The following is a 26,972-nucleotide window of genomic DNA, read 5'->3' as shown; positions in this document are numbered from 1 at the left end:
CATGAAAGTCATTCCTACCAGCCTGCCTGAAGTCCTGATCATCGAACCCAAAGTATTCGGTGATGAGCGTGGTTTTTTCTTTGAAAGCTTCAACGCACGGAAGTTTACCGAGCTGACCGGTGTAGACCTGCCATTCGTACAGGACAATCACTCGATGTCGGCCAAAAATATTTTACGCGGCCTGCATTATCAGATTCAGCAGGCACAGGGCAAACTGGTGCGGGTCGTGGCTGGCGAGGTATTTGATGTGGCGGTGGACCTGCGCAAGAGTTCACCGCGTTTTGGACAATGGACCGGTGTTGTGCTGTCAGCGGAAAACCAGCGTCAACTGTGGATACCTCCCGGTTTTGCCCACGGCTTTGTGGTGACCAGCGACAAGGCAGAGTTTCTGTACAAAACCACTGATTACTGGGCACCAGAATATGAACGCAGCCTGCAGTGGAATGATCCGGCAATCGGCATTCAGTGGCCGATTCAGGACGCTCCCATCTTATCCGCCAAAGACCAGCAGGGAAAATTGCTGGCTGATGCCGAGGTATTTGCATGAAAATTCTGATTACCGGTGTCAGCGGACAGGTCGGCCATGCCTTGCAGCAGCAACTGGGTCACTCGCATCAGCTGACGACTCCGGGCCGGGCCGATCTCGACCTGAGCCGTCTCGATCAGATCCGTGATTATGTATTCGCCACACGTCCTGATCTGATCATCAATCCCGCTGCCTATACAGCGGTCGACAAGGCCGAAAGCGAACCTGAAATCGCTCATGCGGTCAATGCCCTGGCACCGTCTGCATTGGCAGCGGCCGCCAGAGAACTCGGGATTGGCCTGATCCACTACTCCACCGATTATGTATTCGACGGCAGCCTGCGTAATGCAGAAGGCGGCTTGCAGGCATATCAGGAAAACCATACGACCAACCCGCTGAATGTGTACGGCAAGACCAAGCTGGCCGGTGAACAGGCCATCATTACCAGCGGCTGCCAATACCTGATCTTCCGCACCAGCTGGGTGTATTCCCGTTTTGGTAAAAATTTCCTGCTGACCATGCTGAGACTGGCCAATGAAAGGGACGAACTGCGTGTCGTCAACGACCAGTGGGGCGCACCGACCTCTTCCCAAACCATCAGCGATGCAACGGCAGCCATCGTAGGTCAGCTGGCACAGGCAAGTAACCCGCAGGTATGGTGGCAACAGCATCAGGGTATTTATAACCTGACGACCACCGGCCATACCAGTTGGCATGGTTTTACCGGTGAAATCCTGCACCGGGCTGCACTACACGGTTTGCTCAGCAAAACAGCTCCTGCTTTGCACGGTATACCGGCAACAGAATATCCGACACCGGCAATCCGGCCAGTGAATTCCTGCCTGGATACAACGAGCATCCGTCAGCGGTTTGGCATTACGTTACCAAGCTGGCAACAGGCACTGGCGACCTGCCTGAGCTGAGATCGTCAGCGCACTGCGCTGAGGCGGTGCGAAGATGATCGCAGAAGTTCACCAGAGTTTGAATGACGATAACGCACACAATGCAGCTCTCCGCGCTTACAATGCGATAACCTGATCCGGTGCCTCACAGCAAGTCAGCGGTATGCATACCGCACCCTATGCTCAGGCAAAATAATTTCATCATAAAACCACACAGGATTTTGTCTCATGATTCATGTCGCTATCATCAGCCACGGCCATGAAGATCTGCTGATCTCCAGTCAATTGGGCGGGCTGCTGGACGCGCAGGACGACCTGCATCTATGGATCAAGGATAATCAGCCCTCTGCCAGACTGAAAGCTTATTGCCTGCAGCATGGCATTTCCTATACCAATGCCTCACCGGGACTCGGTTTTGGCGCCAATAACAATTTCCTGTTCCGGCAAATTCAGAACAGTGTCGGCTTAAAGGTGAAAGATGTGTTTGTCGTCATGAATCCGGATATCGCCATTGAACCTGCCGTGCTGCGGCAACTGGTTCACGACATGCAACAGGATGCCTTTCCGCTGGCAACACTGAATCTGTACAAAGATCATGAATTCACCACACCGGATGCCAACGTGCGGCTGTTTCCGGACTGGCTGTCGCCGCTCCGGATGGCGATTGTCAAATCACTGACCCAGCCATACGACAAAAGCCGCTTACCGGCAACCACCCATGTCGACTGGGCCTCCGGCGCATTTCTGGCGTTCGATGCTGCACATTACGAACAGCTGCAGGGTTTTGATGACCGTTATTTCATGTATTTTGAAGATGTCGACATCTGCTACCGCTCCTATCTGAAGCTGGGAAAAGGAGTACGCTATTACCCGCATCTGAAAGCGGTACATTTTGCAGCGCATAAAAACCGCAGCGTCCTGTCACCGCATGCCAACTGGTTTATCCGCAGCTTCCTGAAATTCCTGTCGCGTAAATATTTTGTTTATTCGCGTCCAGTGCCAGGCTCCTATTGATCAGCCCATGAATCCGTCTATGGAAAAACATCTTCTGATCACCGGCGCCAGTGGTTTCGTGGGTCAGGCCGTTGCCCATTATTTGATACAGCAGGGAAAAACCGTCGTCTGTCCCTCGCGCCGGCCGTTGACATGGACACATCCGTTGCTGAGCAATCCGCAAATTGATGGCATGACAGAAAATACCGACTGGTCATCCTGGCTGCATCAGGCCGATGCCGTGATTCACTGCGCGGCCAGAGTGCACGTGATGCACGAAACAGCGACTGATCCAATGTCACTGTTTCGTGCCGTGAATGTGTCAGCCACTCTGGCACTGGCGCGACAGGCAGCCCGGGTAGGCGTCAGGCAATTTATTTTCATCAGCTCAGTCAAAGTGAACGGTGAACTGACGACGGCAGGGCATCCGTTCAACGAAACAGATCCGCCGCAGGCAGATGATCCTTACGGTATCTCAAAACAGGAAGCAGAACAGGCATTACTGCAACTTGGGCAGGATACCGGCATGAGCATCACCATTATCCGGCCGCCGCTGGTTTATGGACCGGGTGTCAAAGCCAATTTCCTGAACATGCTGCGCTGGGTCAGGAAAGGAATTCCGCTGCCGTTTGGCCGCATCAATAACCGCCGCAGCTTTGTGTATATCGGTAATCTGGTCGACCTGATTACCGTATGTCTTCGGCACCCCGCAGCCCGCCAGCAGATTTTTCTGGTATCTGATGGCAGGGATTTATCCACCACAGAATTACTGCAAATCTGTGCACATGCCATGCGCAGACCGGCGCACCTGCTGCCGGTTCCTGCCTCCTGGCTGATGGCTGGCGCGAAATTTGCCGGAAAAACTGCGATGGCGGAGCGCCTGTGCCTGTCATTACAAGTTGATATCGGCAAAGCAAATCGCCTGCTTAACTGGACGCCCCCCTATTCAGTCGAACAGGGTCTGGCCGCTACCGTCGCTTCCTTTCCTGAATTATGCTGAAACGTCTGATCGATTTATTGCTCTCCCTGATCGCAACCGCCATCCTGCTGCTGCCAATCCTGATCACAGCACTGCTGGTCAAACTGACTTCGCGCGGCCCCGCCGTATACTGGTCCGACCGTGTCGGCAAAAACAATGCAATTTTCCGTATGCCAAAGTTCCGCAGCATGCGTATTGACACCCCTGCTGTGGCGACGCATTTGCTGGATAAACCGGAACAATACCTGACGCCAGTCGGCTCTTTTCTGCGAAAATCCAGCCTGGATGAATTGCCACAGCTCTGGAGCATCCTGAAAGGCGATATGAGTTTCGTCGGGCCGCGTCCGGCGCTGTTTAATCAGCATGACCTGATTGCACTACGAACGGAAAAACAGGTCCATACCATTCCACCCGGACTGACCGGATGGGCACAGGTGAATGGCCGCGATGAATTACCCATCCCGGTCAAAGTGGAGATGGATGCCTATTACCTGGCGCATCAGTCACTGCTGATGGATTTCCGCATACTCTGGATGACCTTTTTTAAAGTAGTCCGCCGCGACGGTATTACTCACTGAGGCAAGCATATCGTGATCCAATCTCTGATACATATTCCCCGCCTGCAAAAACAGATTCTGGCCGCCAGTCTGGATGCACTATGCCTGCCGCTGATCTTTATTCTCGCCATCTGGCTGCGCTACGATGATTTCACGATGGAATTATTCCGTCATTATTTCTGGCTGATTTTTGCCATCCCGCTGATTTCGATTCCGGTATTCACACGCATCGGTCTGTACCGTGCGGTGGTGCGTTTCATCGACCAGAAAATTATCAGTGTGATTATGTTCGGTGCCAGTATTGCCGTTTTTCTGCTGGCATTTATCAGTGTGATGCTGCATATCATGCCGATCTCCCGGGCCATCTTCGGATTTTTCTGGACGGGCTCCATTCTGTATCTGAGTGCCAGCCGCTTTCTGGCCCGCAGCTGGCTGCTGCGGGCAGATATGACCGGCAGTGCGGTTCATCAGGTCTGTATCTATGGCGCCGGAAAAGCCGGTGCGCAGCTGGCTTCGGCATTGCGTGCCGGTGGTGAACATCACTGTGTTGCCTTTCTGGACGACAATAAAAACCGCCACGGCTCGACCATTGCCGGCGTCAAAGTCTATGATCCGGCCGAGATTGATGCACTGGTGCCGCGGCTGGGGATCAACCAGATTCTGCTCGCCCTGCCGTCTGCCAGCAAGACCCGGCAGAAGCAGATACTGAATCAGCTGGAGCATCTGAAACTCAAAATCAAAGTGACCCCTTCCATTCAAAGTCTGGTGAATGGCGAGCTGCGCGTTCAGGATGTGCGCGATGTGGAAATTGAAGACTTGCTGGGACGCGACCCGGTCACACCGGATGCCCGGCTTCTGAGTATCTGCATTACCGGAAAAAACGTGATGGTGACCGGTGCTGGCGGTTCGATCGGTTCAGAATTATGCCGCCAGATTCTGCGCCAGAAACCGGCAAAACTGATCTTGCTGGAAATGTCGGAATACGCGCTGTACGCCATGGAACAGGAACTGCAAAGTCTGCGCGCCCAGCTGAAACTCGATATCGAGATTCTGCCGTTTCTCGGCTCCGTGCTGGATGAAACCCGGCTCGATAAAATTTTCAGCACCTGCGCTGTCGAAACGCTGTATCACGCTGCAGCGTATAAGCATGTCCCTCTGGTAGAGCACAATCCGATCGAAGGTATCCGCAACAATGTCTTTGGCACGCTGTCAGTTGCACAAGCCGCCGTGCGTAACCAGGTTGCCAATTTCGTTCTGATCTCCACCGACAAAGCCGTGCGTCCGACCAATGTGATGGGTACCACCAAACGAATGGCAGAACTGATCCTGCAGGCGTTTTCGCGCACGCAGCGCACAACCCGCTTCTGCATGGTGCGCTTTGGAAATGTCCTCGGCTCGTCGGGTTCTGTCGTCCCGCTGTTTCGCAAACAGATCATGGCAGGCGGCCCGATCACGCTGACTCATCCTGAAATCACGCGCTATTTCATGACGATCCCGGAAGCGGCGCAACTGGTGCTGCAAGCCGGTGCGATGGGCGAAGGCGGTGATGTCTTTGTGCTCGACATGGGAGAACCAGTGCGCATTATCGATCTGGCACGGCGCATGGTGCACCTGAGCGGGCTGGAAGTGAAGTGCGAACAGACACCGGATGGCACCATCGAAATCCAGCATGTCGGCCTGCGTCCCGGCGAAAAACTGTATGAGGAATTACTGATTGGCGATAACGTGGAAGGCACGACCCATCCGCTGATCATGCGGGCACAGGAAAATGAAATTTCCTGGCAGCAATTGCAGGTCAATCTGCAGGAACTGGAACAGGCTTGCCGGGCTTTTGATTATGCGCAAATTCGCGCCTTATTACAGAAAACAGTGGCAGAATACCAACCGCAATGCGGCATCGAGGATCTACTGTGGCAAGCCAGTGCTGCCCCCTCCACCCCAGCTGCTCCGTTACTGCACTAATCTCATCGACACTCTCATAAGGTCATCATGTCTTTACTCTCACCCAGCATTTTCAAAGCTTATGATATCCGCGGCATTATCGGCAAAACCCTGGACGCCGATGTCGCTTACCAGATCGGACAAGCCTTCGGCAGCGCCGCGGCAGCAAAGGGAGAAACAGCCGTCGTGATTGGCCGCGATGGCCGCCTGTCAGGCCCGGAATTATGCGCCGCGCTGGCCAAAGGCTTGCAATCAACCGGGGTGGATGTGATTGATCTGGGCGTTGTCGTAACCCCGATGGTGTATTTCGGCACGCATGTGCTCGGCGCCAGCTCCGGCATCATGGTCACCGGCAGCCACAATCCGCCTGACTACAACGGTTTCAAAATGGTGCTGGCCGGCGCAGCGATCTATGGCGACGCCATTCAGGCGCTTTACCAGACCATCCTGAAAAAAGAGTTCGCCACCGGAAAAGGCAACTACCGTACCCATGACATTAAAACGGCTTATCTGGAGCGCATTACCGGCGATGTCAGACTGGCCCGGCCGTTAAAGATCGCTGTCGATTGCGGCAATGGCGTGGCGGGTGCATATGCAGCGGATTTATACCGCGGCATGGGCTGCGAAGTGATTGAATTATTCTGCGAAGTCGATGGCACTTTCCCCAATCACCACCCGGACCCGGCACATCCGGAAAATCTGCAGGACCTGATTCAATGCCTGCGTACAACCGATGCGGAAATCGGCCTCGCATTTGACGGCGACGGCGACCGGCTGGGCGTGGTCACCAAAGACGGACAGATCATTTACCCTGATCGCCAGCTGATGCTGTTTGCTGAAGATGTGCTGACCCGCAATCCCGGCGCGCAGATTCTGTACGACGTGAAATGTACCCGCCATATCGCGCCGTGGGTCAAAGCGCGCGGCGGAGTACCGCTGATGTGGAAAACCGGCCATTCACTGGTCAAAGCCAAACTCAAGGAAACCGGTTCCCCGCTGGGCGGAGAGATGAGCGGTCATATTTTCTTTAAAGATCGCTGGTACGGTTTTGACGACGGTCTGTATGCCGGAGCCCGCCTGCTGGAAATCCTCAGCCGGGCAAGCGACATGACAGCGACACTCAACAACCTGCCACAATCTGCTTCCACGCCGGAACTGCAGCTGAAACTGACCGAAGGAGAAAATTTCAGCATCATCGCGGCCATGCAGGCCACGGCACAATTCCCCGGAGCCGATGAAGTCATTACCATTGACGGACTGCGCGTGGAATATCCTGACGGTTTCGGACTGGCGCGTTCATCGAATACCACACCGGTGATTGTGATGCGTTTTGAAGCAGAGACGCCGGCTGCACTGTCCAGAATTCAGGCAGCGCTGAAACAGGCGGTGCTGGCAGTCAAACCGGATGCAGAATTGCCTTACTGATGACCGCATCCGGGTATCTGCTGTGAATATCCTGCTGATCCGCGTTTCCTCTCTGGGGGATGTGCTGCACAACATGCCGGTTGTGCATGATCTGCTGCGTCATTACCCGGACGCCAGAATTGACTGGGTGACGGAAGAAGCTTATGTGAATCTGGTGCGGTTGCATCCGGGTGTGCGCCGCATCATCCCGTTTGCCTTGCGACGCTGGCGAAAAAGTCTGACCAGTGCCGGAACACGTCGCGAAATCGCGGATTTCTGCCGCGCATTGCGCCAGGAAACCTACGATCTGATCCTCGACACTCAGGGCTTGCTCAAAACAGGCATTCTCATGGGTCTGGCCAAATCCAGTCCGGGCGGTAAAAAGGCAGGGCTCGCCAACGGCACCGAAGGCTCAGGTTATGAAGGCATTTCCAGGATATTTCACGACCAGAGCGTTCCCGTAGACAACCGTACCCATGCCGTGCTGCGCGGCAGACTGGTAGCAGCCGCTGCTGCCGGATATACCGTAGACACGCCGGCGAATTTCGGATTGCAGCCACCGGCAACATTACCGGAAGACAGGCTCTGGAAACCGGCAGGCCCTTACGCCGTCTTTTTTCACGGCACCGCGGGTGCTGCAAAAAAATGGCCGCGCGCATGCTGGGCAGAGATTGCAGCCTACCTGCAGGAATACCGTTTACCGGTCTTGTTACCATGGGGTAATCCTGAAGAAAAAGCTGAGGCAGAGGCGATGGCGGCTGTGATGCCGAATGCCACGGTACTACCCGCATTGTCCATGCGTGCAGCAACACTGCTCGCACAATCGGCCCGGCTGGCTATTGGCGTCGACACTGGTCTGACCCATATTGCAGCTGCGTATGAAACGCCGACCATTGAAATTTACTGCGCATCACCCCGTTGGAAAACTGAAGGAAACTGGTCCCCTCAAATCATCAACCTCGGCGATAATAGCAGCCCGGCAACACCTGCGGAAGTCAGACAGGCTATACAATTCTTATTGTCTGCCGGCACTGCGCCTGCTGCATAATAAGTGTCAGCCATGAACACCTGCTCCGACATACTGCATTGGCGGTACCGGCGACCCGTGATATTTCAGACATCAAGAGAAAAATTTTAAGATGCAAGCAGCTCTGCCCTCCGCGCCGAAAGTCAGCGTTATCATCGTCAATTGGAACGGTGGTGACCTGCTGCGCCGCTGCGTGGCCGATCTGTGCGCGCAAACGCGGGTGCCGGACGAGATCATCGTAGTCGACAATGCCAGCTCAGATGGCTCCGGCCAGGCGGTGGAGCGCCTTTTCCCGCAGGTGAAGGTCCTTCATGCCGGCAGCAACCTCGGTTTTGCCGCGGGCAATAATCTTGCCGTACAACACTGTTCCCCTGACAGCGACTGGATTGCCTTGCTGAATCCGGACGCTTTTCCCGAGCCGCGCTGGCTGGAAACATTGATGAATGCTGCCCGTCTGCATCCCGAATTCGCGATTTTTGGCAGCCGGCTGATGGATGCGAATACCGGGAAACTGCTCGATGGCATCGGCGACGCGTATCATCTCAGCGGCCTGGTCTGGCGCGAGGCGCATGGTAAAGCCATGCAGGACTGCTACCTGGAAAGCAAAGAGATTTTTTCCACCTGCGCGGCTGCAGGTCTTTACCGGCGTGATGTGTTCGATCATATCGGCGGTTTTGATGAAGACTATTTCTGCTATGTCGAAGATATTGATCTGGGATTCCGCTACCAGTTGCTGGGATACCGCTGCCTGTACGTGCCTGATTCGGTAGCGCACCATGTCGGTTCGGCCATTACCGGCAAACGCAGCGATTTCTCGGTCTATCACGGGCACCGGAACCTGGTCTGGACATTTGTGAAGAACATGCCGGGAGTCCTGTTCTGGCTGCTGTTGCCGCTGCATCTGGCGCTGAATCTGGCCAGTGTGCTGTATTTCATCAAGGAAGGACAGGGCAAAGTCATCCTGCGTGCCAAACGCGACGCGATTCTCGGCCTGCCGGACACCTGGCGCAAACGCCGCAGCATCCAGTCTCAGCGTGCCGCCAGCGTCGGTCATATCTGGCGCCTGCTGAACAAGAATCTGAGCCGGCATCAGACGTGAGCCACCGCAGTTGAGGTATAGTCCTGCTTCTGCGTGGTTAAGCGTGGTCTTGTTCCTGCTTTTTCCGGCTCCTGCTTTTAATTTCTGCTACTGATTTCCTATTGATCACATGTCCACACGCCAAAGTCTCGATGGAAATGCCATCGGTCTGATGATCCTGCTTTGCTTCTGCTGGGGCTTGCAACAAGTCGCGGTCAAACTCGCCGCGCCGATCATCGGTTCAACACTGCAACTTGGGCTGCGTTCCGCGATTGCAGCGCTGCTGGTGCTGCTGCTCATCCGCATCCGCAACATCCCGTTCTCTTTGCGTGACCAGCATGTCGTGCCTGGCTTAGTTGCCGGATTATTATTTGCCGGGGAATTTCTGGCGATTTCTTATGGACTGAATTTCACGTCTGCCTCGCATATCTCGGTCTTTCTGTACACTGCGCCAATTTTCACGGTACTGGGACTGCATTTCCTGATTCCGGCAGAACGGTTGCAGGCAAGCCAGTGGGGCGGCATTCTTGCCTCGTTTGCCGGTGTTGCTGTCGCCTTTTCGGGGGCATTCAGTCATACCGGTCCGGAACCTGATACCCGGCACATGCTGATCGGCGACAGTCTCGGTATTCTGGCGGCCATATTATGGGCAGCCACGACGGTCACAATACGTAAATCCAGCCTGTCGGAAGCGGAGCCGACCACAACACTGTTTTATCAGCTGGCCGGTGCCGCCGTCATCCTGCTGGCAGTGGTTGCGCTGCAGGGTGAGTCGCTGCCGGCAGCCTGGACTACGATTGCCTGGAGCAGCATGATCTTTCAGAGCGTGGTTGTGGCGTTTGCCAGCTATCTCGCATGGTTCTGGCTGATGCGCCGTTATCTGGCGTCGCGGCTGGCGGTTTTTTCATTCCTGACGCCACTGTTTGGCGTGGCTGCCGGTGTCATCCTGATGCAGGATCCGGTCAGCCTGCGCTTTGCCGTTGGCGCCCTGCTGGTACTCGGTGGTATCGTTCTGGTGAATTTCAAACACAATTAATTCATGCGTGCACTTTATTCCCTGATCTGGGGTCTTTCCCTGCCCTTCGCATTGTTCAGACTCTGGTGGCGCGGCCGCCGGGAGCCTGGCTACCGCCAGCATATCGCTGAACGTCTGGGCTTCTACCCTGCCAGCGGCAGCATACCCACAATCTGGGTGCATGCCGTCTCTGCCGGTGAAACCCGCGCGGCCGAGCCGCTGATCCGCGCACTGTTGGCAACCCGCCCGCAACACCGGTTATTGCTGACCCACATGACCGCAACCGGTCGGGAAACCGGTGGCAAACTGTTTGCCGATGTCGGCATCCGCCTGAGCCAGGCATACCTGCCCTATGACATCAACTGGATGATACGTCGCTTCATCCGGCATTTCCATCCGGAGTTGTGCATATTGATTGAAACGGAAGTCTGGCCGAATCTGATCGCACAATGTGAAGTGCATCAGGTGCCGGTGACACTGGTCAATGCCCGCCTGTCAGAAAAGTCTTTACGCAAAGCGTTGCGGCTGTCGTCGCTGATTCTGCCGGCAGCCCATGCGATCCGCGCCGTGGCAGCGCAATCGAATCCGGATGCGCAACGTCTGCAACAGCTGGGCATTTCCCATGCTGTCGTCACCGGCAACATGAAATTCGATGTCACACCGCCGCCGCTGATGGAAGAAAAAGGCATTGCGCTGCGCCAGCGTTTTGGCAATCGCCAGGTCATCCTGTGCGCCAGCACCCGCGATGGTGAAGAAGAGCTGATTCTGGATGCATTTCAGGAACAATTACCGCTGCTATCAGAAAAACCCTTGCTGATCATCACGCCACGTCATCCGCAGCGCTTTGACCAGATCGCCGCCTTGCTTGGCAGCCGCAATCTCCGGTATGTACGCCGCTCCGCCATGGAACAGGATGCAACGATGCAACTCGGTAATGAAGTGCAGATTTTGCTCGGAGACAGCATGGGGGAAATGTATATGTACTATGCCGCATCCGATGTGGCTTTTGTCGGCGGAAGCCTGGTGCCGTTAGGTGGTCATAATCTGATCGAAGCCTGCGCCATGGGTAAGCCAGTACTGACAGGTTTGCATACCTTCAATTTTTCTGAAATTACCGATCAGGCAATCGCGGCTGAAGCTGCGTTGCGGGTAGATGGCGCAAGGAGTATGCTGCAGGAGGCGCTCGCCTTGCTGGCCGATGCGCCGCAAAGACAGCACATGGGGCGGCAGGCACACGGATTTTTCCTGCAGCATCAGGGTGCAACAGCCAGAACCATGCAAATACTGGACGGCTTTTTAAAACAGAATCCCCGCTGACAGCACAACCTGTGTCGCCATTGCGTCATCCGGCAGAAATGCCGGTTTGCCGTTTTTCACATGAAGTCAAGTCACATCGCAACAAAACGGAACGCTTTGCAGGGTATTGGCAACGAAATTGCCCTGCTTGACGACTATCAAGGCAAAACCGGTATTGCCTACTATACTGAAGCCGCCGGTGCACCCAGACTTGCCATGTTGATTCACTGATGACATCACGGTTCCGGCATCACGGCTTCATCACACAATGCAACTCCATCAGACAGACAAGCTCAACATGAATGCAAATGACAAAATGCTAGGAATAACCGACATGGCGCCCCAGGAAATTTCTCTCGACGTATTACTGGAAAAATATGCCAAAGGTGATGAAGTCACCATCAATGATGTACAAACCCGTGTCGCCCGGGCGTTGGCCAGTGTTGAGCAGGCTGATGTACAGGCTTACTACGAAGAAAAATTCTTATGGGCGCAGAAAAACGGCTTCGTACCGGCCGGACGGATTAACTCTGCAGCAGGTATGGATTTGCGCGCCACCCTGATCAACTGTTTCGTACAGCCAGTCGGCGACTCGGTTTCCAACCCGACCGATGGCAAGCCAGGTATTTACGCAGCGCTGGCCGATGCCGCAGAAACGATGCGGCGTGGTGGCGGTGTGGGCTACGATTTCTCCAGCATCCGCCCGAAAGATGCGCTGGTGCGCGGTACCCGCTCGCGGGCGTCAGGACCGGTTTCCTTCATGCAGGTATTCAATGCATCGTGCTCAACGGTCGAATCCGCCGGTGCCCGGCGTGGTGCGCAGATGGGCGTGCTGCGCGGCGACCATCCCGATATTCTGGAATTCATCCGCTCCAAAGACCAGGGCGGGCTGACCAATTTTAATATCTCCATCGGCGTCACCGATGAATTCATGGAAGCCGTTGCCAATGACACCGATTTCTGTCTGGTGCACAAGGCCGAACCAAGTGAGGAAAGCAAGGCAGCCGGGGCCTATCAGCGTGAAGACGGCATGTGGGTGTATCAGACCCTGCGTGCCCGTGAGCTGTGGGATCTCGTCATGCAATCCACCTATGATCATGCGGAGCCTGGCATCCTGTTCCTGTCGCGCATGAACGCTGAAAACAATCTGTACTACTGTGAAAAGATTGAAGCCACCAATCCATGCGCCGAACAGCCTTTGCCCGATTACGGCTGCTGCTGCCTCGGCTCAGTGAACCTGACGCGCTTTGTGCGCAACCCGTTCACGGTAGCCGCCAGCTTTGACACCGAAGCCTTTCAGGAAGTCGTCACGGTCGCCACCCGGATGCTCGATAACGTCCTGAATGCCACTGCCTGGCCTTTGCCGCAGCAGGAAGCAGAAGCCATGTCGAAACGACGGGTCGGCCTCGGCTTCCTCGGTCTGGGCAGCAGTCTGGTGATGCTGGGCATACGCTACGACTCCGAAGAAGGCCGTGAATTTGCGCGCCAGGTTTCTGAAGCAATGCGCGATGCCGCCTACCTTGCCTCGACCGAACTGGCGAAAGAAAAAGGTGCCTTCCCTCTGTTCGACAGCACCCGTTATCTGGCAGGCGTATTTGCACAGCGGCTGCCGAAAGATATCCGCAAAGCGATTGCCAAACACGGCCTGCGCAATTCGCACCTGTTGTCGATTGCGCCAACCGGCACCATCACGCTGGCGTTTGCCGACAATGCATCGAATGGTATTGAACCGGCTTTTTCCTGGGTCTATAACCGGAAAAAACGTATGGCTGCCGGTGATGCCCGCATCTATGAGGTTGCCGATCATGCGTGGCGGCTGTATCGCGCCATGGGTAACGATGTCTCAGACGACAGTAAACTGCCGCATCAGTTTGTGACGGCGCTGAATATGTCGGCCAGCGACCACATGAAAATGCTGCAGGTAGTTCAGCCTTACATCGATTCGTCGATTTCCAAAACGGTCAATGTTCCCGCCGATTATCCTTACGCCGATTTCCAGAACCTGTATATGGACGCCTGGCGTGCCGGCCTCAAGGGGCTGGCGACCTATCGTCCGAACAATATTCTCGGCAGCGTCCTGTCGGTCAATACCGCCACCGAGACCGCACCGGAAACGAAAACCTTGCCGGACGAAGATCTGCTGCGCAAGCAATTCGATGGCCGCCCGTTCGGCGACCTGGAATCCGTGACCTCCAAAGTGCAATACATGACCTATGAAGGCAAGAAAACCGTGTATCTGACGGTGAGCTTCATTCATGTGCAGGGTCTGGTCGGCGGGGAACGCGTGACCATTGAACGCCCGTTTGAATTCTTCATGCCGGCCGGGCAGAAAAACGATGGCCAGCAATGGATTTCCGCCAGCATGCGCCTGTTATCGATGGCGGCGCGCTCCGGCGGCTCGATTGCCAAAGCGCTGGCAGACATGCGTGAAGTGGTCTGGGACAAGGGTACTGTGCGTTGCGGCACCATCACCAAAGACGATGGCTCGCAGGCTCCGCTGTTCCACGAATCGGAAGTCGCCGCGATCGGCTATTCCCTGCAACGCATCCTGATGAAGCGCGGTTATCTGGACGCATCCGGCAACCAGATTCCGGTTACCGTGCTGGCAGAAAAATTCAAGTCACGCATGCAGCAATACGGTCTGGATAACCTGACCTATGAAGCAGAAACCGCACCGATCAGCTATGTGCCGACCGGCAAAAAATGCCCTGAGTGCGGCGCACATGCCCTGCAAAAAATTGATGGTTGCAGCCGCTGCGTTTCGTGCGGCTATGTGGGTGCGTGCGGCTGATCTGCCGCCTTATCTATCCGGCAGCGCCAAGGCTGCCGGATTATTCCAGCCACCGGGCACGGTGGCTTTTTTATAGCGTTTTTATGGTGTTTTCTGGCATTTTCCAGAGAACTCCAGAGAACGTCTGTCTCATTCAGGAACGGGTTAGTTACAAGATGTTTCTGTCTGTAATCCAGCCATGTCACACCGTACAGCCGCTGTAAGAGCCTGTACTGTTGTTAAGCAACATCAAAATCCGGTAACGGTGATACAAGCCATATTATGTTGATCTGCATCAACCGTCACAGAGTATCAGCACCTACTATGCAGCAAGAAGATCATCAGCAGACGTGCACATTCCTTCTTATCACTGCAGCTCCTGATCTGTCGCAACTTGTGTTTTCCGGAACAATTTTTGTCCAGACTGGAGTCATGTATGGTGCACTTTTTTCAGCAACGGATCCGGCGTCTGATTGTTTTCGCCGCTCTGATTCTCACAGCCGTGTTGCCGCAACTGGCGAATGCCTTACCTGCCTTTGCACGGCAGACCGGACAAAACTGCGTCGCCTGCCATGCCGGCGGACAATTTCCTGAGCTGACCACTTATGGTCGCCTGTTCAAACTAACTGGCTACACGATCGGTTCGCGCACGGTTCCCTTGTCTGCCATGGGTGTGCTGAGCGCGACCAAAACATCCAATCCGACCAGCGATGCCGCATTTGCCAAAGACGCCACGGCGCTGTTCCAGACCGGCAGCGTCTTTTTAGCCGGAAAAATCACCAACAACGTCGGTATTTTTGCGCAGGCAACCTACAACAATTACAACAGTCAGAATCCCGACACCGGCCAATGGGACGGCAAATGGGCATCGGACAATTTTGATCTGCGTTATGCCGACCGCTTCATCGCACCTGACAAGGATCTTATCGTCGGACTCACCCTCAGCAATAATCCGTCAGTCAGTGATCCCTGGAATACAGCACCCGCCTGGTTGCAATACGTGCCCACCGCCTTTGGCGTGACCGGTCCGGACGTCACGCCGATGGTGTCGCAACTCGGCGCCAAGGTGGCAGGTGTCGGAGCGTATGCGTTCTGGAATAATCTGCTGTATGCCGAAGTCGCCGGCTACAAGAGCGCCGATGGCGCCTGGTCTTTCCTGAGTCAGGGTACCAAGTCGGTTGATCAGGTGCAGCTCAAAGGCGTGAACCCTTATGTCCGGGTTGCACTGAATCACGACTGGGGTCCGCACAGCGCGATGATCGGCATGTTTGCCTTCAATGGCGACATTTATCCGGACAACCTGAATCCTTCCGGTCCGGTCACGCATTACCGCGATCGTGGTTTCGATGCGCAATACCAGTATTTGCTGGATCCGCATACCATCACCGCGCAGATCAGCTATATCCGGGAAAATATCAGTAATGGCGACGTGACCGGCATAGCCAATAACAGCAGTAACACGCTGAATCAGTTCCGTGCCAAGGCCAGCTATGTGTACCGCGCCAAATATGGAGCCAGCCTGAGTTACTTCAGCACCACCGGCACAACCGATGCCACGCTGTACCCGACCAATACCGGTAATCCCGATGCCCGCGGCTGGGTGCCTGAAGTGTTCTGGATGCCGGTTCAATATGTGAGAGTCGGTGCACAGTATTTCTCATTCAACCGCTATCAGGGTGCTTCGTCCAACTACGATGGTGCTGGCCGGAATCCGAAAGACAACAATACATTTTTCCTGTATGTATGGGGAGCTTACTAACATGATGCCGACACTGACCCGCCTGAACTTCTCCCTGGCATCGCTGGCTGTCGTGGCGCTGAGCGCCTGCAGCTCCACCGAGCGCTCGCGCGCACTGGACGACAGCAACGTCAAAGCCCCCGTCATTGCCATGCAGGTCTGCGCTAACTGCCACGGCGTGACCGGAGTCTCGACATCGCCGAATTTTCCTCATCTGGCAGGACAAACTCCGGCCTATCTGACGGCGCAACTCAAATCCTTTAAGACGCACGGGCGCTCTGATCCGGCAGGATTTGAATACATGTGGGGCCTGAGCGCACGCTTAAGCGATGAACAGATTTCCGGCCTGGCCGATTACTTTTCCGCGCAGAAACCTGCTGCTGGCAAACAGGCTGACACTGTGGCCTTTCAGGAAGGGAAAAAGATTTTTGAAAGCGGCATCGTTTCCAGCAGCACCCCGGCCTGCGCCACGTGTCACGGCGCGAAAGGCGAAGGCATGGGGCAGTTTCCCAGCCTCGCGGGACAGCATGCCGATTACGTGGTCAAACAGCTCATGGTATTTCAACGGACTGATGAACGTCCCGAAGGCAGCATCATGAAAAACATTGCCCACGGCCTCAGCAAGGAAAATATGGAGAATATCGCTGCCTATCTGCAAGCCATGCCTTTACAAAAATAAAGGCTGCTTTGCACACCGCTGACGCAGTCGGCATCATGCCGTCTGTGTCAAACGGAGCGGGATACTGGCTGGCCGCTCCCGGCTGGTACGAAATCCTGGATTGTCTTTGTTGCCCCGGTCATCATTGATATTCAAACCGGGGAGTATGTCTTAAAAAGAGGTTGATGCCCTGATAAAAAAAAGGGGGAGTAAACAATACTCCCCCCAGTATATTCAAAACGCCAGATACCTCAGTCGTCGTGACGACCCCGGCCATGACCCCGGTCATGATCCTGATCTTTGTCACGTCCACGACCATGATCATGATCATGGTCATCGTCATGGTCGCCATTGCCGCGATAGCGCTCATCACGGTAACGATCATCACGGTAACGCGGCACCACCTGCGTGTTGTACCAGTTTTCATTCACAAAATAGACCGGACGACCACAGGCATTATAGCGATAGCAGTGTTTTTCCCAGTGCTTGATATGACCGGGCGGAACAATCAGATACAGCGGTGGCGGCATCACGCCGACCCGTTCGATGATCAGTGGCTCATCGTACATCAGCTGCGGACGGGGAAAATTTCCGATATCAACTTGTCCATAGAATCCCGGCTGACCAAATTGCAGCGATAAGTTCACATCCTGCGCCTGCGCCTGTGGTCCGAGCCACAGAGGCGAAGCGAGGGCAGCGATGAGTAATAATTTTTTCATGAGTCTCTCCATTACTGACAGGTTCTGATAAGAACGCGCGACTGCCCGAAAAAGAAGACAGCCATCTTCGCTGTTTCCGGTCAGCTGCTGTTGATGACCTGCATTCTAAGCAGTCTGCTCAAAACACATACACAGATTTACTTATCGTTACTTGTCTGACGTCAGCTTTTTACGCACCATCGCCGTTATGCCCTGACCGGCATCCGCCCTTGTTCACTCCATTATTGGGTTATCCGATATGAAATCATCTGTTTCGGCAGTGCTCCTCGTATTCCCTGTCTGGCTGGCCCTGTGCGGCCCGGCGCAGGCGGCCTCCGCTGCGCCAGTCACCGATCAGGAAGCAGCGCACCTGCTCAACCGCCTCGCTTTCGGCCCGCGTCCCGGCGATATTGCCAGCCTGCAGCAAATGGGGGCAGATGCCTATATTGCGCAGCAGCTGCATCCTGAAAATATTCCATTACCGGACACGCTGCAGCAAAAACTGGCGCAGTTATCGATACTCAGCGCCAGCCCCGGCACCGTGCTGTACCAATACCAGAAAGCGCTGAAAGATGCGCGCGATGACAGCGAGGAGTCGAAAAAACACCGCCGCGAACTGGTCGGCTCGATCATGGAACAGACTGCCGCTGCCCGGCTCTGGCGCGCACTGGAAAGCCCGCGTCAGCTTGAAGAAGTCATGGTCGATTTCTGGTTCAATCACTTCAACGTCTACGAAGCCAAGGGGTTCGACCGCGCACTGATCGCCAGCTACGAACGCGATGCCATCCGTCCTTACGTATTCGGCCATTTCCGCGACCTGCTGGGCGCGACAGCCAGGCATCCCGCAATGTTGTTTTATCTCGATAACTGGCTGTCCACCGCTGCCGATTTTCATGCCAATCCACGGCAGCGCGGTGCACAGGGGCAAAAAGGAAAATCTGCCGGCCTGAACGAAAACTATGCGCGGGAACTGATGGAATTGCACACGCTGGGCGTCGATGGCGGCTATACCCAGAACGATGTGACTGAACTGGCGAGGATGCTGACCGGCTGGACTTTCGATCCGCGCAGCATGGTGTCGCGGAATCAGAATTTTATCTTCGACATGGCGCGTCATGATGACGGCAGCAAGCAATGGCTGGGACAGACCATCCGCGCCGACGGCCGCAATGAGGGAGAGCACGCGCTGGATGTGCTGGCCATGCACCCTGCCACGGCCCATCACCTGAGCTTCCAGCTGGCGCAGTACTTTGTCGCCGACCAGCCGCCCACCGCGCTGGTGGAACGGCTGGCGCAGCGTTATCTGGACACGCAGGGCGATATCCGCGCCGTTCTGGACACCTTGTTCCACAGCCCGGAATTCCGCTCACCCGCGAACTACGGCAGCAAGTACAAAACACCGTATCAGTTCACCCTGTCGGCACTGCGCGCCACCGGCACACCGGTGCAGAATATCCGCCCTGTGCTTGGCACGCTGGCGCAGCTGGGTATGCCTTTATATGGCAGCCAGACGCCGGATGGCTATAAAAATACCGAAACTGCCTGGCTCAATCCCGACGCCTTAAGCCGCCGCATCAATTTTGCCACTGCGCTCGGCGGCGGTTATCTGCCGCTGTTGCAATCGCTGGAAAACGGCCAGGCTGCCGGAATGAAACGCATAGAAAAAAATACGGAGAAACAGATGGAGAAAATCAGCATGGAAAAAACACCGCCACGCCAGCTGATGCCGCCCCCTGACCCGGTGCAGCTGCAAACCGCGCTGGGGCCTCTGCTGACACCTGTCACACTCAACGTCATCCATCAACAACCGGCTGCCTTGCGCGCTGCGCTGATGCTCGGCAGCCCGGATTTTATGCAGCACTGATCTCTGCCAGGAGCACGACATGAAAAGAAGAAATTTCCTGCACACGCTGATGATGGGCTCCGGCCTGCTGCTGCCAGTCAGTCCGACGATCTGGGCCGCCAGCAGCAACGCTGCCCTTCCATCCGGCAAAAAAGTCATCGTTATCATGCTGCGCGGTGCGGTCGATGGCCTGAATGTCGTGGCACCGTATGCCGACCGCGATTATCAGCAGGCACGCCCCGGTATTGCGCTCAAGGCACCGGGACAGGAGAACGGCGTGCTCGATCTGGACGGTTATTTCGGACTGCATCCTGCACTGGCAGATCTGCGCAGTTTGTGGGATGAGAAAAAACTGACCTTTGTGCATGCCAGCGGTTCACCGGATTTCACCCGCTCGCATTTCGATGCGCAGGATTACATGGAATCGGCCACGCCCGGCAAGAAAAATACACCCGATGGCTGGCTCAACCGCCTGCTCGCCAGCCTGCCCGGCAACTCAACACCGACCCGCGCCATCAGCATCGGCGCCACCATGCCGCGCATTCTGAGCGGTCAGGCGATCGCCACCAACATCGCCAGCGGCGCAGCCGGAACCCGCGCCAATGTACTCGACCAGCCCAAAGTCGGCTCCGCTTTCAGCCAGCTTTACCAGAATAATTCCCGCTATGCCCAGGCTTATCAGGAAGCCCGCAGCGCGCATCAGGAAATGATGTCTGCCGCCATGCAAAATGAACAGCAGATTGCCGATGGCGGGGCACCGCTGCCGAACGGCTTTCCGGATGACAGCACCCGGGTTGCCACACTGATGCGCAATGATCCGAATATCCAGCTGGTATTCATGGCGCTCGGCGGCTGGGATACCCATGCCAATCAGGGTGCCGGCACCGGCCAGCTGGCAAACCGGCTGGCTCCGCTGGGGCTGGGGCTGGCGAATCTGAGCAAGCGGCTCGGCCCGCTGTTTGACGACACCACGATCATCGTGATGTCCGAATTTGGCCGCACCGTGCGCCAGAATGGTAACGGCGGCACCGATCATGGACATGGTAATGTGATGTGGCTGCTGGGCGGCAACATCGCTGGCGGCAAGGTATACGGTGACTGGCGCGGACTGGCGAGGGATCAGCTGTATGAAGGTCGCGATCTGGCCGTCAGCACCGATTTCCGCAGCGTGCTGATGCAGGTCTGCGAGCAGCATCTGGCGCTGGATGACCGGCAACTGCAGCAGGTCTTCCCGCAATTACCGTCGCTGCACTCCCGTTTCAATTTATACCGGAACACCTGAACCGGTTTTCAGCAGTCCGTCACTGCATGCAGCCTGCCGGGCGGCGTACAGTGTTTTTATTGTCGGAACAGCGCCGGAAACTTTTACAATAGCAGCCATCTTCTTTGTTTCCGGCTCCTGCTTCCCATGAAAATAATCGTCTTATTCCCAACGCAAACCGAAGCCAGCCTGTTTCAGCGGGATGATGTCATGAGCATCGTCTCCGGTGTCGGCCTGACGGCGACCAGTTATGCCACCACCCGCGTGATTCATACACATCGCCCCGATATGCTGATTCTGGCAGGAATTGCCGGCGTCTATCCGCATGCCGCACTGCGTATCGGCGACGTGGTGCTGGTCGGCAGCGAACTCGAAGCCGATCTCGGTTTTTTTCATACCGACGGCTTTGTGCACCTGGCACATCTGCCGCTTGACATGGTGTTTGAACGGCGTCACACACTGCATTGCCCTGATTTGCCAACGGGCCTGTTTCCGGTCGCCGCCAGCATTTCCGTCAATGCGGCGATGGCGCCGTTTATCCGGACGGCGGAAGCCGAGATCGAAAATATGGAAGGCGCTGCATTTTTCCATGTCTGTCTGCAGGAAAAACAGCCCTTTCTGGAATTGCGTTCAGTTTCCAATATCGTCCAGCCCGGAAATGACGAATGGGATATGCAGGGCTCCGTGGAAGCAATGACACAAGGCCTGCATGCCCTGATTGATCATTTATTGAAACAGGGATAATCTGAAAACCTTTTTCTTTTCAGCAGGTTTTTTCTGAAACTGCCGCCCTTATTTTCAGGAGTGACTGCCATGTCCCCTATCGCCGCTTATCTCTCCGGACAGCGACTGATCCTCGTGACAGGAGCCGCCTGGTCCTGCTGGTGCGTCCTGATCATGCTGGCAGCGCCTTATCAGCCGGGTGATTTTCTGTTAGTGCTGTTCATCCTGTCGCTGCTGCTGACGTATGCAGGCAGCGTATGGATGGTCTATCCCCTGCTCTCTGCCGGAATGTGGGTCGGCTGGCGCCTGCTGATCCTGGCGGCCACGGCATGCGTGCCGTTTACCATGATCGTGGTCATCGGTCATTTTATCGGCCTGGCTGTCAGAACATGGCTGAGCTGACATTGCAGTCAACGCAGCCGGCGGCTGACTATTTTTCATTCCGTATTCATGCGCTATCAGATATTCCCGCCACGCCCTGAACTTGCCCATCTGCTGTTGCATATTCTGGTCATCGAACTGGATGATTGCGAGCTGCATCTGCCGGCTGGTCTGAACCCGTCCGTCATGCTGCTGATCAAAGGCCGCGCGCTGGTCAGGGAACCGAATAACACGATGACCGAAAGCCTGCGCTTTTTCCTGCGCGGTCCGTTTATGTCGCCGGTCAATGTCTGTTATGCGCCAGGCACGCTGTCGCTGTCGTTCTGTTTCCGCGCCGGGATGCTGCATCAGGCAACCGGGCTGTCTGCCGCTGGTCTGCTGGAACAAGTGGTGGATATGGCACAGATTTTTAACCCCGGCCAGATCCATCATTTTTTGCAGGATATCGAGCAGGAAGACAGTACCGAAGGATATGTCGCCAGACTGCAGGAATTGCTGCTGCAGATTCTGGACCACCGGAAAAAGACCAGCATCGGCGCCAGTTTTCTGGCTGCGCATCAGAAAATGTTTTTCCCGCTGCTGCAATTGTCGCTCGACTTTGGCATCGGTCAGCGTCAGCTGGAACGCCGCGTCAGGGATGCTTTCGGCGTCCCGCTGCGCGATGTGCGGCGGCTGGCGCGCTTTGGTCAATGCCTGCCGCGCCTTATCGGGCACCGTGCCAGCTGGGGCGACCTGACCAGCATCGCGCTGGATTCAGGTTATTACGATCAGGCGCATATGTACAAGGAATTCACCGAACTCGCAGGTATCTCGCCGGCATTGTTATTGCAGAAAATCGCCGGTAACGACCCTGCCTACTGGCTCTATCGCCTGAACCGGAGCGAGTTTAAAAATCTTTTTTTACCGGTCTGATGTCGGCTCCATACCAATTTGTCAGAAACATACCATTCCTGATATTCGCCGGCCGCTAAGCTTGCATCAAACGGCATCTTGCGGGCTATCCACAGAAAACACCTGAACCCAGCCGGGGATGCCTTGCGCAGGCAGATTGTCATCACTTCACAGCGAGTCTGGTATGAACACTTTAAAAATACGTCACCTCAACATCGATCTGAGCCAGGGCTTCCCGCGTCACTGGCTGGGCGGAGATGCTTTCCGCACCCAGCTGTTCAATGCCCAGTCGATGAGCTTCCCGCTCGGAGAGCAATATTTCATCGACAGCGTGCGCTCTGCCCTGCCGCTGATTCGTAACGACGATCTGCGCGCCCAGATCAAAGGTTTTATCGGTCAGGAAGCAACGCACCGTCAGATGCATGCGCAATACAATGCCGAGCTGGATAAGCAGGGTCTCAGCTACTGGATAGGTCCGTTCGTAGCGTGGCGCATCCGGGTCGCACGCCGGCTGAGTGTGCGCAGCAATCTGGCAGTCACCATGGCTTACGAACATTTCACAGCTATTTTTTCAGATGCCGTCCTGGGGGAACCGCAATGGCTTGCCGATGCCGCCGAGCCGCTGCGCACCGTGTGGCTGTGGCATTCTGCAGAGGAAACAGAACATAAGTCCGTTGCCTTCGACACGTATCACGCCATCGGTGGCGGCTATGCGGGCCGCATCGCCTGGTTCTTGTATGTGACCTTGTTATTTTCCGGCGATACGCTGTTGCAAACCATGCATAACCTGTACCGGGATGGCAGTCTGTGGCAGCCGCGCACCTGGTGGCAAGGCATGAAGTACTGTTTTGGAAGAAATGGTTTATTCCGTTTCAGCCTGCCGCATTATCTGGCCTATTTCCGTCCCGGCTTTCATCCCTGGGACAGGGACAATCTGGCACAGACGCAACAATGGCTGAATCAGCAACATGCGGTATTCCGCGAGATGGGCACACCGGAATAGTTCCCGTTCAGCGGCATCAGCGTGTCACGATGCGGCCATCCACCAGCTCAATGGTGCGGTCGCAGCGGCGCGCCAGATCCATGTTATGCGTGACCATCAGGAAAGTGGTTTTCTGCCGCCGGTTTACTTCGCGCATCAGCTCGAAAATCGCATCGGTCGATTTGGTATCCAGATTTCCGGTCGGCTCATCCGCCAGAATCAATGGCGGATTCAGCGCCAGCGCACGCGCGATCGCCACCCGCTGCTGCTGACCGCCGGACATATTGCCGACCAGATTATCCTGCCAGTTCGTCAGCCCCACCTGCGCGAGCAGACTCTGCGCCCGTTCGCGCATGGCATCATCCGGACGACCGGCCTGCATCAGCATCGGCATCATGACATTTTCAGTCGCCGTGAACGCCGTCAGCAAATAATGCGACTGAAACACAAAGCCGATCGCGTGCCCGCGCAACTGAGTCAGACTGTCTTCATCGAGCTGACTGGTTTCTTTTCCGGTCATGAACAGCCTGCCGGACGACGGCCGGTCGAGCAGACCAATGATATTCAGGAGCGTGCTCTTGCCGGAACCGGAAGGGCCGATCAGTGCTGCAAATTCGCCCTGTGCGACCGTCAGGTCAATGTCAAACAGCACCTGCGTCTCGGCAGGCGTGCCGGCAGCATAGGATTTGCAGACCTGATTTAATAAAAGGACGGATTCAGCCACGGATCGCCACCACAGGATCAAGCCGGGAAGCGCGGATTGCCGGCGTCGCAGCCGCCAGCAGACCCGCCAACATTGCCAGCACGGCGCTCCAGAAAAAAAACCCCATGTCCATATCAATCACAAACATCGGCGTGCCATCCGGATTTTTCGCCACCAGCTTCCAGGCCGACAACAGACCCATTGCCAGCAAAGAACCGATCACCGAACCCAGCAGTCCCACCAGTGCACCCTGTATCAGGAATACCCGCATGACCTGACCACGGCTGCCGCCCATGGCGCGCAAAATACCGATTTCCTTCTGCCGCTGCACTACCGACACTACCAGTACGCTGGCGATACCGGCAGCCACCGACAGACCGACAAACAGGCGAATCAGGAGACTCGAATACGTCTGCGCCCGCATCGCCAGAAAAAACTGGCTGTTGGTCACGATCCAGCTTAAGGCGTTCAGACCAGTGCTGTTGCTGATCGACTGGGCAATGTCTTCCGCCACATACGGGTCCTGCACCGTCAGGTCAATACTGGAAACACCTCCCACCATGCCCAGCACATTCTGTGCAGTGGAGAGCAGGACATATACATTGCGCTGATTCGCACCACGGCTGCCCAGATCAAAAATACCGGCAATATTCAGCGTCACGCTGGCACCGGACGCGGTGGTGATGCGCAGCTTGTCACCCAGCCCGACGCCCATGTCTTCCGCCAGCTGGGTGCCGATCATCATGTCGGTATTCGTAGCACGAAAAGCACCGCCGACAATTTTCTCGGACAGGGGAATAATTTTATTGTACTGCTCAGGCACAATACCGATCAGCGACACTGCCTGATTCGCACTGCCACGGATCACCAGCGCCGGTCCGGTGGCTGTCGGTGACACGGCAACGATATCTGGTCTGCGCTGCACCTGATCGCGCACCTTTTGCCACTGATCAATCATATTCATCCGCTGCGAGGGCTTTTGTATGGTCGATGCCATTTGTTCGCCCGGCCCTGCTTTCAGCACCGGTGTGGCCTGCTGTTTAGGACGTTCCAGCGTAATGTGTGGCTGCGAACTGAGCACACGCCGGAACAGGTTGCCCTGCATGCCGACCAGCAAGGCCGACATGAACACGATCACACCGACACCAATCGCCACGCCGAGAATAATGAACAGCGACTGCATGCGCCCTTCGCGCAAAAAGCGCGTTGCGACTATCCACTCGAAGGGCAGCCAGCTGTTTTTCATGACGGCGTCCGGGACAGCTGCGGACGCACCCGCTGCCCCTCGCTGACTGTCAGCCCGGTTGCGGACAACACCCAGTCTCCTGCCTGCAAACCGGACGTAATCTCCACGCTCTGATCACCACGAATACCGATGCCGACAGGCCGTTTGCGCGCCTTGCCGTCAGCGATCACCATGACCCAGGGCTGCAAGGTGGTCAGGTCATGCACTGCTTCCACGTTAAGCGATAAGGCATTTTTACTGCGCCCGACTTCGATTTCCACCGAAACGGTCATATCCTGCGATAAAAACGGCGGCACTTTCAACACATTCAGTTTCACATTCACCGAGCCGCGCTGGGCATCGATTCCCGGATTGATATACGCAACCTGCGCCGGAAATTTCTGACCCGGATAAGCATCCGTCACTGCCTGTGCAGCTTGTCCCAGGTGGATGAAACGTAAATTTTTTTCGTCGATCTGTACCACCAGCTGTATCACTCCCACCGGGGAGAGCACCATCAGTATTTTCCCCGGCTGCACGGTATCACCACGTTCGATATCGCGCGAAATCAATGTGCCGTCAGCCACTGCATAGACTCTGGTGTGACCCAGCTTTGCCTGCGCCTGTGCCAGATTGGCCTGCGCCTGCTGCAAGGCAGTCTGGGCAACCTGAAAATCACTGCCTGCCGGCCGTGCCGACTTTAGCTGAAACTGTGCCGTTTTTAACTGGCTGTGCGCCACATCAAGGTTGCGTTGCGCGTCATCCAGCTGCGCCTTGCCAACGAAACCCTGAGCCACCAGATCCCTGGTGCGCGCGTATTGTTTTTCCACGTTGGCCAGATTGGCCTGCGCCTGCACCAGATTTTGTTCTGCCAGCGGCGCAGACAATTCACGCATCTGTTTCAGCTTCACTTCGGCCTGCTGCACCGCAGCCTCTGCCAGCGCCACCGCAGCCCGTTCATCGGAAGACTCCAGCTCAAACAGCAGGTCGCCCGCTTTCACGTTTTGCCCCTCTTTCACCGGCACCGCCAGCACCCGTCCCGTGACTTGTACACCGATATCAACCCGTGCAGGTGTTTCAACACGGCCGCTCGCCACCACGGTCTGCAACAAGTCACTGCGTCCGACCTGAAATGCACGGGCGCTGCTCCCTAATAACGCAGGAGCCACCAGATATGCCGCACCGGCAGCGACAATCAGCAATGCCAGCACGATTTTCAACCATCGTTCATGCAGGATCCTGCTCAAGACCATATCGACTCCCGGAGATGTTTATTCATATGAATCGGCGTCCATCCGCTGTTGACCAGAATCAGTGGAAATAGTCAGCAGAAATCATACCTGCAGATCATGAATTCTGAAAGACGGCCTCATGGAAACAC

General features: G+C 55.8%; 25 protein-coding genes. 21 read left to right on the top strand and 4 right to left on the bottom strand.

All coding sequences use genetic code 11. The features are described from left to right. Position 1 precedes the first annotated feature (1 nt). From rfbC to H8K27_RS03910, 15 genes are all read left to right on the top strand, one after another. On the top strand, positions 2-547 hold the full coding sequence (gene rfbC, locus H8K27_RS03980) for a dTDP-4-dehydrorhamnose 3,5-epimerase (RefSeq protein WP_186861877.1): 546 nt from the start codon (positions 2-4) through the stop codon (positions 545-547). Beyond that, positions 544-1,449 carry a dTDP-4-dehydrorhamnose reductase gene (gene rfbD, locus H8K27_RS03975; protein WP_186861876.1) on the top strand — a complete coding sequence of 302 codons (906 nt, stop codon included), beginning with the start codon at positions 544-546 and terminating at the stop codon, positions 1,447-1,449. Before rfbC ends, rfbD begins: the two co-directional genes overlap by 4 nt. 207 nt (positions 1,450-1,656) lie before the next feature. Further along, a complete protein-coding gene (locus H8K27_RS03970) occupies positions 1,657-2,442 on the top strand; it encodes a glycosyltransferase family protein (RefSeq protein WP_186861875.1) in 786 nt (261 codons plus the stop codon). A gap of 19 nt (positions 2,443-2,461) precedes the next feature. Continuing rightward, entirely contained in the window at positions 2,462-3,421 is a 960-nt protein-coding gene (locus H8K27_RS03965; protein ID WP_186861874.1) for a UDP-glucose 4-epimerase family protein, read from the top strand. After that, positions 3,418-3,978 (top strand): sugar transferase, encoded by a 561-nt coding sequence (locus H8K27_RS03960; RefSeq protein ID WP_186862023.1) that lies wholly within the window; start codon positions 3,418-3,420, stop codon positions 3,976-3,978. The genes H8K27_RS03965 and H8K27_RS03960 overlap by 4 nt, the downstream gene beginning before the upstream one ends. Positions 3,979-3,990: 12 nt before the next feature. Further along, on the top strand, positions 3,991-5,919 hold the full coding sequence (locus tag H8K27_RS03955; protein WP_329604334.1) for a polysaccharide biosynthesis protein: 1,929 nt from the start codon (positions 3,991-3,993) through the stop codon (positions 5,917-5,919). A gap of 27 nt (positions 5,920-5,946) precedes the next feature. Then, the gene (locus H8K27_RS03950; protein WP_186861873.1) at positions 5,947-7,323 is read left to right on the top strand and encodes a phosphomannomutase/phosphoglucomutase; all 1,377 of its coding nucleotides are present in this window, start codon (positions 5,947-5,949) and stop codon (positions 7,321-7,323) included. Beyond that, entirely contained in the window at positions 7,304-8,350 is a 1,047-nt protein-coding gene (gene waaC / locus H8K27_RS03945) for a lipopolysaccharide heptosyltransferase I (RefSeq protein WP_186861872.1), read from the top strand. The genes H8K27_RS03950 and waaC overlap by 20 nt, the downstream gene beginning before the upstream one ends. A 91-nt stretch (positions 8,351-8,441) precedes the next feature. Further along, complete coding sequence (locus H8K27_RS03940) at positions 8,442-9,428, top strand: glycosyltransferase family 2 protein (RefSeq protein ID WP_186861871.1); 987 nt, start codon at positions 8,442-8,444, stop codon at positions 9,426-9,428. Between the two features lie 109 nt (positions 9,429-9,537). Beyond that, a complete protein-coding gene (locus H8K27_RS03935; protein ID WP_186861870.1) occupies positions 9,538-10,443 on the top strand; it encodes a DMT family transporter in 906 nt (301 codons plus the stop codon). A 3-nt stretch (positions 10,444-10,446) separates the two neighbouring features. Continuing rightward, positions 10,447-11,739: a lipid IV(A) 3-deoxy-D-manno-octulosonic acid transferase gene (waaA, locus tag H8K27_RS03930; RefSeq protein ID WP_186861869.1), complete on the top strand. Its 1,293-nt coding sequence runs from the start codon at positions 10,447-10,449 to the stop codon at positions 11,737-11,739. 60 nt (positions 11,740-11,799) lie between these two features. Then, complete coding sequence (locus tag H8K27_RS03925) at positions 11,800-11,949, top strand: hypothetical protein (protein ID WP_186861868.1); 150 nt, start codon at positions 11,800-11,802, stop codon at positions 11,947-11,949. Positions 11,950-12,016: 67 nt separating this feature from the next. Beyond that, positions 12,017-14,509: an adenosylcobalamin-dependent ribonucleoside-diphosphate reductase gene (locus H8K27_RS03920; protein WP_186861867.1), complete on the top strand. Its 2,493-nt coding sequence runs from the start codon at positions 12,017-12,019 to the stop codon at positions 14,507-14,509. Between the two features lie 415 nt (positions 14,510-14,924). Continuing rightward, the gene (locus tag H8K27_RS03915; RefSeq protein WP_230418858.1) at positions 14,925-16,247 is read left to right on the top strand and encodes a cytochrome C; all 1,323 of its coding nucleotides are present in this window, start codon (positions 14,925-14,927) and stop codon (positions 16,245-16,247) included. Position 16,248: 1 nt separating this feature from the next. Then, positions 16,249-16,905 (top strand): c-type cytochrome, encoded by a 657-nt coding sequence (locus H8K27_RS03910; protein ID WP_230418857.1) that lies wholly within the window; start codon positions 16,249-16,251, stop codon positions 16,903-16,905. Between the two features lie 230 nt (positions 16,906-17,135). On the opposite strand, the gene H8K27_RS03905 is transcribed toward H8K27_RS03910, so the two are convergent. Continuing rightward, positions 17,136-17,603, bottom strand: a complete 468-nt coding sequence (locus H8K27_RS03905; protein ID WP_186861866.1) for a hypothetical protein — start codon at positions 17,601-17,603, stop codon at positions 17,136-17,138. A gap of 238 nt (positions 17,604-17,841) precedes the next feature. Here H8K27_RS03905 and H8K27_RS03900 point away from each other — a divergent pair, with 238 nt between their 5' ends. The 6 genes from H8K27_RS03900 (at position 17,842) to H8K27_RS03875 (ending at position 23,684) form a co-directional block, all read left to right on the top strand. Continuing rightward, positions 17,842-19,446 carry a DUF1800 domain-containing protein gene (locus H8K27_RS03900; protein ID WP_186861865.1) on the top strand — a complete coding sequence of 535 codons (1,605 nt, stop codon included), beginning with the start codon at positions 17,842-17,844 and terminating at the stop codon, positions 19,444-19,446. Positions 19,447-19,465: 19 nt separating this feature from the next. Then, the gene (locus H8K27_RS03895) at positions 19,466-20,707 is read left to right on the top strand and encodes a DUF1501 domain-containing protein (protein WP_186861864.1); all 1,242 of its coding nucleotides are present in this window, start codon (positions 19,466-19,468) and stop codon (positions 20,705-20,707) included. Between the two features lie 126 nt (positions 20,708-20,833). Next, entirely contained in the window at positions 20,834-21,430 is a 597-nt protein-coding gene (locus tag H8K27_RS03890) for a phosphorylase family protein (protein WP_186861863.1), read from the top strand. 69 nt (positions 21,431-21,499) lie between these two features. Beyond that, positions 21,500-21,811: a hypothetical protein gene (locus tag H8K27_RS03885; protein ID WP_186861862.1), complete on the top strand. Its 312-nt coding sequence runs from the start codon at positions 21,500-21,502 to the stop codon at positions 21,809-21,811. Positions 21,812-21,859: 48 nt separating this feature from the next. After that, positions 21,860-22,702, top strand: a complete 843-nt coding sequence (locus H8K27_RS03880; RefSeq protein WP_186861861.1) for an AraC family transcriptional regulator — start codon at positions 21,860-21,862, stop codon at positions 22,700-22,702. Between the two features lie 163 nt (positions 22,703-22,865). Beyond that, positions 22,866-23,684, top strand: a complete 819-nt coding sequence (locus H8K27_RS03875) for a metal-dependent hydrolase (RefSeq protein ID WP_186861860.1) — start codon at positions 22,866-22,868, stop codon at positions 23,682-23,684. A 16-nt stretch (positions 23,685-23,700) separates the two neighbouring features. Here H8K27_RS03875 and H8K27_RS03870 read toward each other — a convergent pair whose 3' ends face one another. The 3 genes from H8K27_RS03870 to H8K27_RS03860 are packed head-to-tail and all read right to left on the bottom strand — an operon-like array spanning position 23,701 to position 26,844. Further along, complete coding sequence (locus H8K27_RS03870) at positions 23,701-24,387, bottom strand: ABC transporter ATP-binding protein (protein ID WP_186861859.1); 687 nt, start codon at positions 24,385-24,387, stop codon at positions 23,701-23,703. Then, positions 24,380-25,612 (bottom strand): ABC transporter permease, encoded by a 1,233-nt coding sequence (locus tag H8K27_RS03865; RefSeq protein ID WP_186861858.1) that lies wholly within the window; start codon positions 25,610-25,612, stop codon positions 24,380-24,382. The genes H8K27_RS03870 and H8K27_RS03865 overlap by 8 nt, the downstream gene beginning before the upstream one ends. Beyond that, entirely contained in the window at positions 25,609-26,844 is a 1,236-nt protein-coding gene (locus tag H8K27_RS03860; protein ID WP_186861857.1) for an efflux RND transporter periplasmic adaptor subunit, read from the bottom strand. Before H8K27_RS03860 ends, H8K27_RS03865 begins: the two co-directional genes overlap by 4 nt. Positions 26,845-26,972: the final 128 nt, after the last annotated feature.

The organism is Cognatundibacterium griseum (assembly GCF_014284195.1).
Classification (GTDB): domain Bacteria; phylum Pseudomonadota; class Gammaproteobacteria; order Burkholderiales; family Burkholderiaceae_D; genus Undibacterium; species Undibacterium griseum.
The sequence above is the reverse complement of the archived record's forward strand: the minus strand, read 5'-3'. Positions and strand labels throughout refer to the sequence as shown.

Bases quoted from the DNA above. Each gene is read 5' to 3' on its own strand.
- H8K27_RS03940 (WP_186861871.1), top strand. From the start codon at position 8,442: ATGCAAGCAGCTCTGCCCTCCGCGCCGAAAGTCAGCGTTATCATCGTC.
- H8K27_RS03880 (WP_186861861.1), top strand. From the start codon at position 21,860: ATGCGCTATCAGATATTCCCGCCACGCCCTGAACTTGCCCATCTGCTG.
- H8K27_RS03915 (WP_230418858.1), top strand. From the start codon at position 14,925: ATGGTGCACTTTTTTCAGCAACGGATCCGGCGTCTGATTGTTTTCGCC.
- H8K27_RS03900 (WP_186861865.1), top strand. From the start codon at position 17,842: ATGAAATCATCTGTTTCGGCAGTGCTCCTCGTATTCCCTGTCTGGCTG.
- waaC (WP_186861872.1), top strand. From the start codon at position 7,304: ATGCAGAATTGCCTTACTGATGACCGCATCCGGGTATCTGCTGTGAAT.
- H8K27_RS03970 (WP_186861875.1), top strand. From the start codon at position 1,657: ATGATTCATGTCGCTATCATCAGCCACGGCCATGAAGATCTGCTGATC.
- waaA (WP_186861869.1), top strand. From the start codon at position 10,447: ATGCGTGCACTTTATTCCCTGATCTGGGGTCTTTCCCTGCCCTTCGCA.
- H8K27_RS03965 (WP_186861874.1), top strand. From the start codon at position 2,462: ATGGAAAAACATCTTCTGATCACCGGCGCCAGTGGTTTCGTGGGTCAG.
- rfbC (WP_186861877.1), top strand. From the start codon at position 2: ATGAAAGTCATTCCTACCAGCCTGCCTGAAGTCCTGATCATCGAACCC.
- H8K27_RS03875 (WP_186861860.1), top strand. From the start codon at position 22,866: ATGAACACTTTAAAAATACGTCACCTCAACATCGATCTGAGCCAGGGC.
- H8K27_RS03950 (WP_186861873.1), top strand. From the start codon at position 5,947: ATGTCTTTACTCTCACCCAGCATTTTCAAAGCTTATGATATCCGCGGC.
- H8K27_RS03910 (WP_230418857.1), top strand. From the start codon at position 16,249: ATGATGCCGACACTGACCCGCCTGAACTTCTCCCTGGCATCGCTGGCT.
- rfbD (WP_186861876.1), top strand. From the start codon at position 544: ATGAAAATTCTGATTACCGGTGTCAGCGGACAGGTCGGCCATGCCTTG.
- H8K27_RS03895 (WP_186861864.1), top strand. From the start codon at position 19,466: ATGAAAAGAAGAAATTTCCTGCACACGCTGATGATGGGCTCCGGCCTG.
- H8K27_RS03935 (WP_186861870.1), top strand. From the start codon at position 9,538: ATGTCCACACGCCAAAGTCTCGATGGAAATGCCATCGGTCTGATGATC.
- H8K27_RS03920 (WP_186861867.1), top strand. From the start codon at position 12,017: ATGAATGCAAATGACAAAATGCTAGGAATAACCGACATGGCGCCCCAG.
- H8K27_RS03905 (WP_186861866.1), bottom strand. From the start codon at position 17,603: ATGAAAAAATTATTACTCATCGCTGCCCTCGCTTCGCCTCTGTGGCTC.
- H8K27_RS03890 (WP_186861863.1), top strand. From the start codon at position 20,834: ATGAAAATAATCGTCTTATTCCCAACGCAAACCGAAGCCAGCCTGTTT.
- H8K27_RS03865 (WP_186861858.1), bottom strand. From the start codon at position 25,612: ATGAAAAACAGCTGGCTGCCCTTCGAGTGGATAGTCGCAACGCGCTTT.
- H8K27_RS03925 (WP_186861868.1), top strand. From the start codon at position 11,800: ATGAAGTCAAGTCACATCGCAACAAAACGGAACGCTTTGCAGGGTATT.
- H8K27_RS03885 (WP_186861862.1), top strand. From the start codon at position 21,500: ATGTCCCCTATCGCCGCTTATCTCTCCGGACAGCGACTGATCCTCGTG.
- H8K27_RS03860 (WP_186861857.1), bottom strand. From the start codon at position 26,844: ATGGTCTTGAGCAGGATCCTGCATGAACGATGGTTGAAAATCGTGCTG.